Source organism: Bacillus cereus group sp. MYBKT111-2 (genome assembly GCF_051915205.1).
GTDB lineage: Bacteria > Bacillota > Bacilli > Bacillales > Bacillaceae_G > Bacillus_A > Bacillus_A paranthracis.
In genome coordinates, this window is sequence record NZ_JBQAEG010000004.1 from 1 (window position 1) to 14,718 (window position 14,718).

Below are 14,718 nucleotides of genomic sequence, written 5' to 3' on the forward strand. Positions count from 1 at the left end.
CCGTTCAAATAACGTAGAACGATTTGTATTTTTTCATCAGCTGTAAATTTAGCCATAGAAAAACTGCACCTCCAATTGTTAGACTGTGTCTAACAATTGGGGTGCAGTTCATTTTTCGGCTCTTTTTTCTATGGTAAGAATACTATCCAACCAATCCATACTATAAAAATGACTCCAGCAATTAAAGCTGGTAATAAATAAAAATGAGAAAGTATAACTATTCCATATAAAAGTATTACTGGAAGTAATAAATAGCGATCTGCCTTCCATCTTAATAATAGTAATTTGCCTTCATCACAATATAAATGAAGAAACATTTTGTTCGTAAACTCATTCCAATAGCCGCGCGCATAACGGGAAATTGCAAATAAAGCAAATGCAAGAATAATAGCGGCAATCCATTTCGGACTCATAATAATACTGACAGTGCTTATACATACAATTTGAATATAAAATATTCGTGCACTACTTGTACGGAAAAATTCTTTTAAAAAGGATTCAACAATACGATAATCCGTTTTCTTTCCTAAAAACTTTTTAGAACGCGGAAACATCCACGGCTTTTTATTCGAACTACTCGGTTTAGCTGCATGACCACCAACTTGCATAATCCCACTCGTCCAGCGCATACTTTCTTCTTTTTCTCTCTCAACTTCTTTAAAAAAGCAATTTTTATAATTTAATTTTTCTTTTATCAATATGATAATTAGAAACACTACTAGACCGATACTTAGTATAGAATACAATGGATTTTTATAAATAAGAAACAAACTCAATCCAAAAAAGGATAGACTTATAGAAAATATTACATTTTTTACAATCCATAGTAGCCATCGTTTCCCCACACGTACATGAATACATCTCGTTAATAACGCCAACAAAAATCGAAATACAGTAAAGAATAGCCAAAATAATACGACTTGTATCTTCGTCACTCCAATACTTTTCATCAACACTGGTAACATCGCAACAACAACTACTACATTCGTTATTGCTATTCGAATAAACGTATATGTCATGCCATACTGGATTAACTTTTTCATGTGAACAGGATACGAAATTAAAAATAAACTATCCGCTTGCTCAAAAAATGAGCGAACTCCTCTTGCATATGTAATCACATAAAATGCGAGTAGGCCTAATCCGAAATAAACCGTCTCTCCTATCGCTAGTTCTTCCATCCATAGTGAACGATAATAAATTCCCATAAATATAAGTGCCGGAATAATAATATATAGCGCAACCGTCCAATCAGTTATAGAACGTATGGACTTCCATTTGCGCCCCAGTTCATGCCGTAATCTTTTATAAAATTGTTTTTTAATCATGCTGTTCACGCCTTACGATTACATCAAAACAATCTAATAATGAACTTCCTGGCATTTCTGCTAACGTTTGAATTGCCTCTAAATGGCCATCTGCGACTAATGTACCTTGAGAGATGAGTAAAAATCTTTCGCAAATTCTTTCAGCTGTATCTAATACGTGCGTACAAAGTAAAATTCCTGCCCCGCGTTCTTTTTCTTTATATAAATAACTTAAAAACTCTTTCGTAGCTACTGGATCTAGTCCGATAAAAGGTTCGTCAATGATATAAAAATCTGGTTCTGTTAAAAACGCTAATATAAGCATCGATTTTTGTTTCATACCTTTAGAAAACTTTGATAAATACTCATGTTTATGCTTATCCATTCGAAACATATGTAATAACTCTTCAGCTTTCCGTTCCCAGCTTCCGGCTTCGTTCTCGCGAGCTGCCATTAATAATTCAATATGTTCCCAAAGCGTCAAATAATCATAATATGTCGGGTGTTCTGGCACATATGCATACGGATTTTTCTTCTCGCCAAATGATATTTCACCATCCACATTTACAAGTAACCCGAGCATCGTTTTAATCGTCGTACTTTTCCCGGCACCATTTGCACCAATAAGAGCAACTAATTCACCTTTTTCAATAGAAAAAGCGATATCATGAATTGTTTTTTCACCTATTTCATATCCAGCAGAACGGATATTTACTTCTAACATACATTCCCCTTCTTTCCATTTCCAATACAAACAAGGAAAAGAATAATATATAACTATTTATATATCATTATAAAATATTTACTTTCCTAGCAGGAAAAAATATTTTTTAACAGAATAATAAATGTTTGATTACATTTTATTGGAGTGGATAATATGTCTTTTCAAATTCGTGAAGCGACGATAGACGATATAGATGCGCTTTGCTCTTTGACGAAAGAATTAAAAGGTTCTTCTATTTCCTATGAAGATATGAACAACCGATTGCAATTCGTACAAATGAGTCCTTTTGATTTTTTATATGTTTATGAGGAAGAAGAAACTATATTTGGATTACTTGGGTTTCGTATACGTGAAAATTTAGAAGATGTAACTCGTTATGGGGAAATTTCAATTATTAGCGTTGATTCTACAATACGACGAAAAGGCATTGGGCACATATTAATGGATTATGCAGAGCAATTAGCAAAGATACATAATTGTATCGGCACATGGCTAGTTAGTGGAACAAAAAGAGTAGAGGCTCATCCTTTTTACAAAAAATTAGGATATGAAGTAAATGGTTACCGATTTGTAAAATATTTTTAAACTACTTTTTAACGGAAAGGACTATAACTATGACAAACTTTCAAGCAATTTTCATTGACCGTGACGGTACAATTGGTGGCGATACTACAATACATTACCCAGGATCATTTACATTATTTCCTTTTACAAAAACATCCTTACAAAAACTAAAAGCTAATCATATAAAAATTTTCTCTTTTACAAACCAGCCAGGTATCGCTGACGGGATAGCAACTGTAGCCGATTTTGTACAAGAATTAGAAGGCTTCGGTTTTGATGATATTTATGTATGTCCTCATAAACACGGTGACGGTTGCGAATGTCGGAAACCAAATACAGGCATGCTTCTACAAGCAGCAGAAAAACATGGGCTTGATTTAACACAATGTGCTGTAATTGGTGATCGCTGGACTGATATCGTTGCGGGAGCAAAAGTGAATGCGTCAACGATTTTAGTACGAACAGGCGCTGGATACGACGCTTTACATACGTACCGAGACAAGTGGGCACATATTGAACCAAACTACATTGCAGAAAACTTTGAAGATGCGACAAATTGGGTTTTAAATCAACTATAATGCAAATGAAAAGAGACGCCTTCAAAATGAATGCGCCTCTTTTCATCTAATATTTTTTAAAACGTCAATTCATAATGGAAATAACGATTATCTCTCAAATAACCATTTTCAGCGTATAATCGCTGCGCTGATAAATTATCAATCTCTGTTTGTAATTTTACACCTTTTGCACCATTTTCTAAGGCGAATCCTTTCGCAGCTTCTAATAATTTTTTTCCTGTTCCTGCCCCGCGCTTAGTAGCTTGTACAAATAAATCATTTAAAATCCATAATTCTTTCATCGAAATAGAAGAAAATGATGGATATAATTGTGTGAATCCAATATATTCCCCGTCTTCAACTGCCACGAAAATAACTGATTCTTTTTTCTCGATTCGATTTCGTAAAAATACTTTTGCTCCTTCTAAATCGGAATCTTGTCTATAAAACATACGATAGTTATTAAAAACTGATGCTAGTCCATCTAAATCTGCAATTGTTGCCTCATATATTCTCATTTTATTCCATTCCCCTTCCAATACTGTCTCATTATATCCGTTGCCCATTTAGGCTGTACAATTTCTTCTCTCGGCATAAACTCTTTCATTATTGGCTTTATATCCAATATAGGGGTGCCATCAATAGCATCTAACCCCTCAACAATAATTGATTTACCTTCTCTTTTGATTACCTTTACAATGGTTGCTCCTATACGATTCGGACGATTTTTTCCACGCTGTGCAAAAATACCTACTTTAGGATAATCATGATTATTTCTAGGATATCTAGCAAAACATTGAATTTGTTCATCAGTTACTTTATGAAAATAAAAAACAACTTCAATATGAGAAAAATCTTCAATCCCTTGTATACTTTCTTCTGTATACAATTCAGTTAAAGTAATATAGGATTTTACTTCTCCCCACTCATCATCCTTTATTTCCTTTCTTTCATTATGTACAAATGCGATTGGTTGAACTGAAAACATACGCATTCCCCCTTACATGTAACCACTTACATTATAAAATATTTTCTGAATGTTTTCCACATATACAAATTAGGTTACATAATATAATTATAATCTATTTCCTACGGCGAAATTAACTGCTTCAACTGCATGTATATAAGTCGTATCGAATATTGGAATGGATACGTCTTCCTGCTTTATTAATAATCCTATTTCTGTACATCCTAAAATGATACCCTGTGCTCCTTTTTGCACTAAATCTTCTATAACTGTTTTATAATACTCTCTGGATTGAGATACGATTTTTCCTAAACATAATTCTGTATATATGACTTCGTTTATTTTTTCTCTATTTTTTTCTAATGGAACTATGACTTTTATATCATTCTCTTTAATACGTGATTTATAGAAATCTTGCTCCATTGTATATTTTGTTCCAAGTAAACCAACAGTTTGAATACCTTTTCTTTTCATTTCTTTCGCAGTTGCATCTGCGATATGTAAAACTGGAATATGAATATTCTCCTTTATTTTCTCAATTACTTTATGCATTGTATTTGTGCAAATAATAATAAAGTCTGCGCCTCCCATTTGTAATGAATATGCTGCATTCCCTAGAATTTCTCCTGCACTATCCCAATCACCGCTAGACTGGAATCCTTCAATCTCTTCAAAGTTTACACTATTAATTAAACATTTAGCTGAATGTAACCCACCTAATCTACTTTTTATTTCTTCATTTATGATTCGATAATATTCAGCAGTTGATTCCCAACTCATACCACCAATAAGACCTATCGTTTTCATTAAACCCACACCCACCTTATACTATTTACTCAAGATTATTGCGACATTTTATTGTGTATATTATACATAATAAAACAAGACCTTACGTTTGAAATATAAAGTCTTGTTTTAACTATTTCCAAGGAAATTTTATAAGAATATTCTGAAATTAATCCCCTAATGTTTTTATTGAATCTTCATATTTATAATGAAAACATTCTCGATACAACTGTTTAATTTCATCATATGATGGCACACGTGGGTTATTTGCTGGACTTCCACTTTCAATTGCATCTGACGCCATTTTAGAAATAGCTTTTTCAAACTCAACCTCACCAATTCCATATTCTTTTAAATTTGGAATACGAAGATCAAAACAAAGTTTTTTTATTTCCCCCAGCGTGTAGTCGGCTACTTCTTCATCACAATAGGAATACAAATCTTTATTTAAACAGCGGCCGATTTCCGCTAATCTTTTTACCGCACTACCTTTTGTATATTCTAAAACTGTAGGTAATAGTATTGCATTTGATATACCGTGTGGTACATGAAATAATGCCCCAACTGGCCTCGACATTCCATGAACTAACGTAACAGATGCGTTTGAAAATGCAATTCCAGCTTGTAAGGAAGCAATCATCATCGCTTCTCTTGCCTCCATATTCTCCCCATCTTCATAAGCAATACGTAAATATTTCATAATACTTTCAATTGCTGAAAGAGCGAGTACATCTGTAAGTGATTGTGAAACTTTAGAAATATATGCTTCGACTGCATGACATAATGCATCGATCCCTGTTGCTGCTGTAATATGAGGTGGTACAGAACGTGTTAAAATCGGATCAATAATCGCTACTTGCGGGGTAAAACTCGGATGCTTCATCATCATTTTTACATCTGTTCGTTTATTCGTAATTACTGCTACACTTGTTACTTCTGACCCAGTACCCGAAGTTGTTGGAATTGCAATAAGTGGTAGCGGATCATTGTCTATTTCCCTATCCTTTTGGACATAATCTTCCACTTCTCCGCCATTTGTATATAACACCGCAACTGCTTTTGCTGCATCAATACAGCTTCCACCACCAAGACCGATAATAAAATCACACTTTTCTTCTTTACAAATAGTTAGCGCCTCTAACACGTGTATATTTGTAGGCTCAGCATTTACTTTATTATATGTAATAACAGTAATCCCTTTCGTATTTAGTTGTTGTATACACCTCTCAACATATCCTAAATTCTCCATAATTGTATCCGTAACTATAAACGCTCTTTTCCCGAATTTCTTGGATTGTTCCCCCAGTTTTTCAAGCGAATTTCTTCCATATAATACAGACTTCGGCATACGAAACTCAGCAACTTCTTGCAACTACTCCACCCCTTCTTTCCCTAATTCATGTTTTCGTCTATAAAATATCTATTTAATAAATCCCTGTTAAAGTATAGAACGCGATAACTAAAAATACAGCAAACGTTTTCAAAACTGTAATTGCAAATATATCTTTATATGACTGTTTATGAGTTAATCCTGTTACTGTAAGAATAGTAATAATAGCCCCGTTATGTGGTAGTGTATCCATTCCGCCTGATGCCATTGATACGATACGATGCATTACTTCTAACGGAATATCAAATTGATGAGCCGCTGCAATAAACTTATCTCCCATTGCACTTAAAACGATTCCCATTCCTCCTGATGCAGAGCCTGTAATACCGGCTAAAATATTCGTCGTGACTGCTCCATTCACGAGAGGGTTTGTGAATGTGGCAGAAATGCCATCTCTCATGATTGCAAAACCTGGAAGTGCGGCGATGACACCACCGAAACCAAACTCAGCTCCTGTATTCATTGTCGCAAGTAACGCTCCGCCAATACTTGTATTCAATCCAGCTTGAAATCCTGTTACGACTCGTTTCCAATATAATAATAACGTTGTTACAATACCTATTATAAGTGCCAATTCTACCGACCAAATTCCAACTACTGCACTTAATTCTACTTTTCCAAATGCTTTCATACCAATTGTAGAAAAATCAAAACCATTCGGATACCACTTCGGTATCATAATAGTAAAAACTTTATTCATTACACCTACTAAAACAAGTGGTATAAAAGCAATTACTTGCTGTGCTCTTGTAATTTCAAGGCTTTTCAGTAACGGCATATCTTTTTGTTCTACTTGTAAAGAAGCTGCCATTTCCGTATTCCCATCGTTAAAACCAAAATATCCTTCTCCAGCTGCTTTCGCCTTCTTACGTCTACTCTCTAAATATAGTAAACCTAACGTAAGTACAAAAATTGCCCCTACAATACCAAGTACCGGCGCAGCATAAATGTCCGTTTTAAAAAACGTTGTAGGTATTACGTTTTGAATTTGTGGTGATCCAGGTAGCGCATCCATCGTAAACGTGACTGCTCCAAGAACAATCGTTCCAGGGATTAAACGTTTTGGAATATTCGCTTGTCGAAACAGCTTTGCTGCGAATGGATATACAGCAAACACTACTACATACACACTAACACCGCTATATGTTAAAATAGCCCCCATTAATACAATTGCTAATATCGTACGTTTTTCACCAACTAACTCTATAATTGTCTTTGCAATTGAGTCCGCAATTCCTGACATTTCTACTACTTTCCCAAATATTGCTCCAAGTAAAAATACAGGAAAATATAGTTTAATAAAACCTACCATTTTCTCCATAAAAATATTCGAAAAGAAAGGTAATACAAAACTAGGCTCTGTCAAAAACACTGCAAATAAAGCAAAAATCGGTGCAAATAAAATAACAGAAAAGCCTCTATAAGCTACAAACATAAGTAAACTAAGTGCTAATAATATAATAACTAGCTCCAATTATACCCCTCCTTTAACAGAAGATTCAAACTTTTATTGATAAACTTCTACTACTAATCTTTTGATTCTGACATCCCTCCTCTTATTCATACAAATTTTTCATGCTAAAAATGTCTAATTATAAGTATTCGATTACATATGAAAAATCCCTTTAAACAAAAAACGATTTCATCATCATACGTTATAAAGGGATTATTAGTCTCTATATTTACTTCTTTATCAAACTATTTTCTAAACAAAAATGATGTAGTTCTTTTACATCATTTACGATATGAGTCGCACCAACTTCAGTCAATTCCATTTCACTACCATAGCCATATAAAACGCCGATCGATGCAATTTCATTATGATTCGCGCCGATTATATCGTGCTTTCTATCTCCAATCATAACAATTTCTTCTTTATTAAGTTCTTCATTTGTTTGTAAAATATGAGCAATGATTTCTTCTTTTTTTATTCTTGTACCATCTAAATTACTTCCAATGATACCTTCGAAATAATTTGTTAGTTGAAAATGCTCTACAACTTGTTCAGCAAATATAGTAGGCTTTGAAGTTGCTATAAATAAACGATTTCCAGTATCTTTTAATTGTTTTAAAAGATTTGGAATACCCTCGTAAACATTATTCTCCAACAATCCACGTTGCTTTAAATATTCTCTGAAATAAAAAACAGCTCGTTCAACTTCTCCTTCATTCATATTATATCTCTCTACAAATGATTGCTGGATGGGTGGACCAATAAATGAATCTAACTCGCTTATATGTAATTCTTCAATGCCAACCTTTTTTAATGCATACAATACTGAATTGACAATCCCTTCTTTCGGATCCGTCAATGTTCCATCTAAATCAAATAAATATGTTGTGTACACGTTTCAATCCCCCACTCATTTTACTTTATAAGTAACCTATAACAGATCTCCCTTCTTTCCCTTCTATTATAATACTATCATTATCTTTTTTTCTGAAAAATTACTTTTCCTATGTCACATACTTTCAGTTACAAAAAAAGATACATATGGTAAAGTGAAAAAGTTACAATTATTTTAATAGAAACTGGTGAAACAAATGTCAATTACGTTAATTTTTATAATGGCTTTCACAATTATTATCCATGCGGTTGAAACTAGCTCTTATAGTATTCGATTAGCCGGTGTACGTTTAAAAAAGATTGCCGTTGCCTTATCCGTCGTAGGAATGGTACTGCTTATTTCTAGAACATCTAACTTACTACAAGCCTTTTTAATCGGTGGTATTGTCGATGAAGCAAAACTAGATTCTTCTATTGATTTAGAGCATATTATACGTCTCGTTCTATTATCTGCTTCTATCGGTACATTACTTGCGATTATACTGTATCCAACTTTGACAAAACTATTTGGATACGTCATTCAAAATTTTGAAACAGATGGTTCATTCATTCGAATGATGAAGACGAATAACATTCAAAAGTTAAAGTACACAAAAAAATATGTACGCTTTCCAAAGTTAGAAATGATTCATAGACTACGCATTGGTGGTATTCCAAAACGTATTATGCTTATTAATATGTTTGCTACTGCCATTTATACAGCAGGTGTTCTTTCTGCCCTTTACGCTTCATTTCTAAATCCAGATTATGCAACAAACGCAAGTACAGCTTCTGGTCTTGTAAATGGTTTTGCTACAATTTTATTAACCGTACTACTCGATCCACGCATCGCTCTTTTAACAGAACGTGCTTTACAATCAGAGAATGGTGCTGAGTCTATGAGTAAAATGTACGGTTGGCTAATGATTTCTAGACTTTTCGGTACATTATTAGCACAACTACTATTTGTACCAGGTGCTTACTGGATTTTATGGATTATTGAACTAATACATTAATTTACTAGAAAGGTGAATATATCAATGAATATCCAAACAGAGCAACATATCATTCGCTTAATAGAAAACGACGAATGGATGATGGACGTATTACAATTAGCAAAATCACTAGAATTACCTGATTGGTGGATTTGTGCCGGGTTTGTTCGTTCTAAAATTTGGGATACTTTACATAACTATGAAGCTAAAACGACTATGCCTGATGTTGATGTGATTTATTATGATAGTCTACATAAAGATGAGATATACGAACAATCCTTAGAAACGAAATTAATGAATATGGATGCTACTATCCCTTGGTCTGTAAAGAATCAAGCTCGTATGCACGTAGTAAATAATATGCCACCGTATTCTTCTTCTGTTGATGCTATTTCTAAATTCCCTGAAACAGCAACGTCTTTAGGGGTTACATTAGACGAAAAAAACAATGTTATATTAACAGCTCCGTGCGGCATTGAAGATGTTCTTTCCTTACAAGTGAGACCAACAGCTCATTTTCTGGAATCGAAAGAGCGTATACATATGTACAAAAACAGAGTTATTAAAAAGAACTGGCAAAGTAAGTGGCCTAGCATTACAATCACATATCCAGAAATTTAGAAAGGATGCTTCTTATTTAGAGAAGCACCCTTTTCTTCATTTCAAAAAATGTATGACTGTTTCTGCAAACCTATTTGCTTCCTCATAATGAGGTGAATGACCACTTTCTTCAAATACGATATACTTGCCGTTTCGGGCATCTTTATTAAATATTTCAATTTGTTTTTCACACGTTACAACATCATATTTTCCTACTATTAATAACATTGGATTCTGTACATCTTTTATTTTAGATAATAATGACGTATGACATGCTCCCTCTAATTTTAATCTATCAAAGTGAATTTTGGAGCGATTTGAAAATTCTTCCCACTCTTCATCACTATATAAACTCTCATCTGTCTCATCTTCCTTATTATTGTAAATCTCCATTCTTTTTTCTTCTAATTCATCACTTAATCTTATATAAGCTTCTAACAACTCTTCTGAACAAGCATTGCTAGATGAATAAAATAAACACGCTTTTGCTACTTCTTCTTTTCCATATTTTTTTAATAAGTCCGCTGTCTTTTGTAATAAAGCTCTACTTGTTAATGCAAAATCGAAAGTTGGCCCTTCAAATATTATTTTCTCTATTGAACTTGGATATATCGACGCATATAACAATGCTACATATCCACCGAAAGAATGTCCAATTACAGACCACTTCTCAATTTGTAATACTTTTTTTAATTCCTCACAGTCTTCAATTAAATCTTTTAATCCAAAATCTTCGTCCTCAGTAATTTCTTCTGAGCGACAAACACCTCTTTGATCTATCATAATTACATATAAAGAATCTTTTAAACGTTCCGCTTGATGAAATGAAAAATCGTAACAACTTTCTCCTGGTCCACCATGCAAGTATAGAACTGGTTTATTTTTAGGGTTTCCATGCGTTTCAACGTATAGCTTTTTTCCTCTAATATGCATGTATTTCCCTGCTTCTATCAAATTCGCCTTTATGATCATCACCTTCTTTTTTTACTGAATATTATAACATAAACTGTTAAATAATCCCTATTACATTTAAAAAGACGATAATGATTGCGAGTGGTGCTACAAATCGAAGTAAAAACGCCCAACAAGTAAATACTTTCTTTCCATAATTTCCACCTACAAAAAACTCTGCTTCTAATACCTTTTTTTCCATTTTAAATGAAACGAAAATACTAATGAATAGTGCACCAAGTGGCATTAATATATTACTAGATAAGAAGTCTACTGCATCAAAAATATTTTTTCCGAAAATCGTAATATCACTCCATACTCCAAATGATAACGCTGATGGTATACCTACTAAGAAAATGCAGAAACCGATCATCCATGATAACTTTGTTCTTCTTTCTTGTTCGCCATTTGCTACTGCTGAAACAACTGTCTCTAATAGTGAAAATGCCGATGTTAATGTCGCAAATGTAAATAGTGCAAGGAATACTGTTAAGAAAAACCCACCAAATGGAATTTGACTAAATACTGATGGTAATACGATAAATAGTAATCCAGGCCCTTCTGTTGGCTCCATTCCTAATGAAAACACGGCCGGAAAAATTGCGAGTCCTGCAAATAATGAAACAAATAAATTCAATCCAACAATTGTTATTGCTGATTTTGGTAAACTTTCTTTTTTATTTAAATAGGAACTATACGTGACCATAATCGATATCCCGATACTAATCGCAAAGAAAGATTGCCCCATTGCGAACAAAATACTTTCTGAAGTAATCTTTGAGAAGTCTGGTTGTAAGAAAAACTTCACACCTTCCATTGCATTATCAAGTGTTAATGAACGAATAATAAGAGCGACAAATAAAACGAACAACGCTGGCAACATATATTTACTTGCTTTTTCAATTCCGTTTTGTACACCTTTTGATACGACCCAAATCGTAATGAACATAAAAGCGAAATGTCCCATAATTGCCCAAACAGGATTTCCAATTGTTTCAGTAAATAATGAACCGTAATTTTGTCCTGGAGTAATAAGTTGTCCCGTTACTCCTCTGAATAAATAAATTAACACCCATCCACCTACAACACTATAAAACGAAAGTAGTATAAAACACGTTCCGACGCCAAGGCGTCCAATCCAGTGCCACCCTGTATTTGGTGCAATACTTTTAAATGCGCCAACTGCTTGTTTCTGCGTACTACGTCCAATCATAAATTCAGCTATAAGTAGTGGTAATCCAATTAATACAGTAAATAATATAAAGATTAAAAAGAATGCTCCTCCCCCGCTTTTCCCAGCGATATAAGGAAACTTCCATATTGCGCCAAGTCCAATTGCCGATCCTGCTGCTGCCATTATAAAACCTAATTTCGAAGTCCATTGCTCCGTCTGTTTCATCTCATTTTCCTCCTAATAAAATCATTTTATATAAATAATTAAATTTTATAGACCAATCCGAATAAACCCTCCATTTCTATTTCCATAAAATAAAAAAATGGCTCAACGTCTCTATATAAAGAGACGCTAAGCCATTTACTTAACGCGGTACCACCCTTATTGATTCCATTATGAATCCACCTTAGTAGTAATCGTTTGATTACAAACCTAATATCGAAGGTTAACCGTTAAGATTTACTAAGAATGTGATTCCGTTCCACCTTACTGCTCCTAGGCGAGTTCAGGATGTCATTTGACTATGTCACACCAACCCATAGCTCTCTGTACAAATATACGACCTTACTACTCCTATTCAACACATTTAAATATTTAGAATATATTTTCTTTTGAAATTAATATGAAGTATATCGGTTATATTTGTAACTGTCAAGGGATATATTAAATTTTAATGAGAAAATGCGGAATTCCTTCCCCTATTATTAAGGGATAAGCCTTGTACAGTCCCTTGGAAAAGCACTCGCCTCTCGTACGTTTGTTAATTCTAACAATTTGCAAACAACTCTCTCTAAGCCAATTCCAAAACCACCGTGCGGAGGACAACCGTATCGGAATGTATTTAAATAAGATTGAAATTTATCTGGATGTAATCCTTTTTCTTTAAAAGAAGCAAGTAACATTTCATAATTATGAATTCGCTGTGCCCCTGATGTTATTTCTAATCCTTTATATAGTAAGTCGAACGAATCAGTAATAGATGGATTCTCGTTATTCGGCATCGTATACATCGGTCTCGCTTCTTTCGGATAATGTGTAATGAAAACAAATTCACTCTTATATGTTTCCTTCACATATTTCCCTAGTAACTTCTCACCTTCTGTATCTAAATCCCCAATTGGCGATTCTTTCCGATACTTACTTTTCAAAATTTCTTGCGCTTCTAACAATGTGATTTTCGGTATTTCTGTAATGACAGGTACTTCTATTTGTAATAGTTGTAGTTCTTTCTCACAGTTTTTTGCTACTTGTTGAAACATATATCGTAATACATCCGTTTCTAATTGCATCACTTCATGAAAATCATTTATAAAGCCAATCTCTACGTCTAACGATATATATTCATTTAAATGACGGGAAGAATTGTGATGTTCCGCTCTATATACAGGTGCAATTTCAAAAACACGTTCTAATCCTCCCGCTACCATCATTTGCTTGTAAAACTGTGGTGATTGAGCTAAATACGCTTCTTTTTGGAAGTATGGAAGCTTAAAAACATTTGCTCCTCCTTCTGCCCCTTGCGAAACAATTTTTGGAGTAAATATACGTGTGAAATCGTTCTCTATAAGGAATTCACTAAAGCTCTGGACGAGCGTAGATTTCACTTTAAATATAGCAGCGGTTCGCTCATGTCTTAATGATAATACCCGTTCATTCAGTAGTTGATCTAAGCCAACTTGTAACTTCTTTTTATTTATTTCAAATGGAAGTGGTTCTGCGCCATTTAATATTTTCACTTCGTGAGCAAGCACTTCAATCCCTAATTCTGTTTTCGAAGTCTCTACTATTTGGCCTACGACTTGAACAACACTCTCCACATCTACTTTAAATCCAGCTAGCTCGTTTTCTAATACGCATTGCATAACCCCTGATCGATCCCTTATTAATAAAAAACTAACATTACCTAGATGACGAATCTTTTTTACCCATCCTTGAAGTAATACAACCTTTCCGCTTTGCTTCATACATTCTTTTGTGAGTGAACGCTTCATTATTGACTCCATTATTTTTCCCTCCGGTAATTTTATATTTATTTACGTTATTGTTGTCATCTTCATCATCCACGGTCACTCACCTCCCTTAAAAGAATACAAAAATCCGCCCCTATAAATAGGGACGGATTTTTCCGCGGTACCACCCAAATTGTCATAATGACCATCTTAGTCCTGATAACGGTAGGTACCGTTTGCTTTTACTAATTATCACGTTCAAAGCAACACTCACAGGTGTCTTTCCATCATGCGGTATCGCAATCTTCTCAGCAACCGATTGCTCTCTGTAGACCTTTGCATCATGTACTTTTCCTGATCATCACTTTTTATATTTACAGAGTATTCTATCTCTTCTCACTATAAAATGCAAGCACTTTTAAATATAT

The 14,718-nt window shown here is 34.0% G+C and carries 15 protein-coding genes and 2 other annotated features; of the genes, 4 read left to right on the top strand and 11 right to left on the bottom strand.

The window, feature by feature from the left end; all coding sequences use genetic code 11:
- Positions 1-128: 128 nt before the first annotated feature.
- Both ACTFNE_RS12270 and ACTFNE_RS12275 read right to left on the bottom strand, forming a co-directional pair.
- Positions 129-1,328, bottom strand: coding sequence for an ABC transporter permease (locus tag ACTFNE_RS12270; RefSeq protein ID WP_270705224.1), 1,200 nt, complete (start codon positions 1,326-1,328; stop codon positions 129-131).
- Entirely contained in the window at positions 1,321-2,031 is a 711-nt protein-coding gene (locus ACTFNE_RS12275; protein ID WP_046197529.1) for an ABC transporter ATP-binding protein, read from the bottom strand. Before ACTFNE_RS12275 ends, ACTFNE_RS12270 begins: the two co-directional genes overlap by 8 nt.
- Positions 2,032-2,184: 153 nt before the next feature.
- On the opposite strand from ACTFNE_RS12275, the gene ACTFNE_RS12280 reads away from it, so the two are divergent.
- Both ACTFNE_RS12280 and ACTFNE_RS12285 read left to right on the top strand, forming a co-directional pair.
- Positions 2,185-2,616 carry a GNAT family N-acetyltransferase gene (locus ACTFNE_RS12280; protein WP_000009779.1) on the top strand — a complete coding sequence of 144 codons (432 nt, stop codon included), beginning with the start codon at positions 2,185-2,187 and terminating at the stop codon, positions 2,614-2,616.
- A 29-nt stretch (positions 2,617-2,645) separates the two neighbouring features.
- On the top strand, positions 2,646-3,173 hold the full coding sequence (locus ACTFNE_RS12285; RefSeq protein ID WP_046197530.1) for an HAD-IIIA family hydrolase: 528 nt from the start codon (positions 2,646-2,648) through the stop codon (positions 3,171-3,173).
- Positions 3,174-3,229: 56 nt separating this feature from the next.
- Here ACTFNE_RS12285 and ACTFNE_RS12290 read toward each other — a convergent pair whose 3' ends face one another.
- From ACTFNE_RS12290 to ACTFNE_RS12315, 6 genes are all read right to left on the bottom strand, one after another.
- Positions 3,230-3,670: a GNAT family N-acetyltransferase gene (locus tag ACTFNE_RS12290; protein ID WP_046197531.1), complete on the bottom strand. Its 441-nt coding sequence runs from the start codon at positions 3,668-3,670 to the stop codon at positions 3,230-3,232.
- Positions 3,667-4,140: an SAM-dependent methyltransferase gene (locus tag ACTFNE_RS12295; protein WP_046197532.1), complete on the bottom strand. Its 474-nt coding sequence runs from the start codon at positions 4,138-4,140 to the stop codon at positions 3,667-3,669. The genes ACTFNE_RS12290 and ACTFNE_RS12295 overlap by 4 nt, the downstream gene beginning before the upstream one ends.
- An 87-nt stretch (positions 4,141-4,227) precedes the next feature.
- Complete coding sequence (locus tag ACTFNE_RS12300; RefSeq protein WP_046197533.1) at positions 4,228-4,926, bottom strand: aspartate/glutamate racemase family protein; 699 nt, start codon at positions 4,924-4,926, stop codon at positions 4,228-4,230.
- 148 nt (positions 4,927-5,074) lie between these two features.
- Positions 5,075-6,277 carry an alcohol dehydrogenase EutG gene (eutG, locus tag ACTFNE_RS12305; RefSeq protein ID WP_270705225.1) on the bottom strand — a complete coding sequence of 401 codons (1,203 nt, stop codon included), beginning with the start codon at positions 6,275-6,277 and terminating at the stop codon, positions 5,075-5,077.
- 52 nt (positions 6,278-6,329) lie between these two features.
- Positions 6,330-7,769 carry a GntP family permease gene (locus ACTFNE_RS12310; protein WP_046197535.1) on the bottom strand — a complete coding sequence of 480 codons (1,440 nt, stop codon included), beginning with the start codon at positions 7,767-7,769 and terminating at the stop codon, positions 6,330-6,332.
- A 208-nt stretch (positions 7,770-7,977) separates the two neighbouring features.
- Complete coding sequence (locus ACTFNE_RS12315; protein WP_000288833.1) at positions 7,978-8,643, bottom strand: HAD family hydrolase; 666 nt, start codon at positions 8,641-8,643, stop codon at positions 7,978-7,980.
- 196 nt (positions 8,644-8,839) lie between these two features.
- On the opposite strand from ACTFNE_RS12315, the gene ACTFNE_RS12320 reads away from it, so the two are divergent.
- Both ACTFNE_RS12320 and ACTFNE_RS12325 read left to right on the top strand, forming a co-directional pair.
- The gene (locus ACTFNE_RS12320; protein ID WP_000028910.1) at positions 8,840-9,637 is read left to right on the top strand and encodes a lipid II flippase Amj family protein; all 798 of its coding nucleotides are present in this window, start codon (positions 8,840-8,842) and stop codon (positions 9,635-9,637) included.
- 24 nt (positions 9,638-9,661) lie between these two features.
- Complete coding sequence (locus tag ACTFNE_RS12325; RefSeq protein WP_001025798.1) at positions 9,662-10,237, top strand: nucleotidyltransferase family protein; 576 nt, start codon at positions 9,662-9,664, stop codon at positions 10,235-10,237.
- A gap of 36 nt (positions 10,238-10,273) precedes the next feature.
- On the opposite strand, the gene ACTFNE_RS12330 is transcribed toward ACTFNE_RS12325, so the two are convergent.
- From ACTFNE_RS12330 to aspS, 3 genes are all read right to left on the bottom strand, one after another.
- A complete protein-coding gene (locus ACTFNE_RS12330) occupies positions 10,274-11,188 on the bottom strand; it encodes an alpha/beta fold hydrolase (RefSeq protein ID WP_000584223.1) in 915 nt (304 codons plus the stop codon).
- Positions 11,189-11,225: 37 nt separating this feature from the next.
- On the bottom strand, positions 11,226-12,566 hold the full coding sequence (locus ACTFNE_RS12335) for a sodium-dependent transporter (RefSeq protein WP_046197536.1): 1,341 nt from the start codon (positions 12,564-12,566) through the stop codon (positions 11,226-11,228).
- A 116-nt stretch (positions 12,567-12,682) separates the two neighbouring features.
- Positions 12,683-12,931, bottom strand: a binding site (T-box leader).
- A gap of 114 nt (positions 12,932-13,045) precedes the next feature.
- The gene (gene aspS / locus ACTFNE_RS12340; protein WP_046197537.1) at positions 13,046-14,344 is read right to left on the bottom strand and encodes an aspartate--tRNA(Asn) ligase; all 1,299 of its coding nucleotides are present in this window, start codon (positions 14,342-14,344) and stop codon (positions 13,046-13,048) included.
- Positions 14,345-14,449: 105 nt separating this feature from the next.
- Positions 14,450-14,661: a binding site (T-box leader), on the bottom strand.
- Positions 14,662-14,718: the final 57 nt, after the last annotated feature.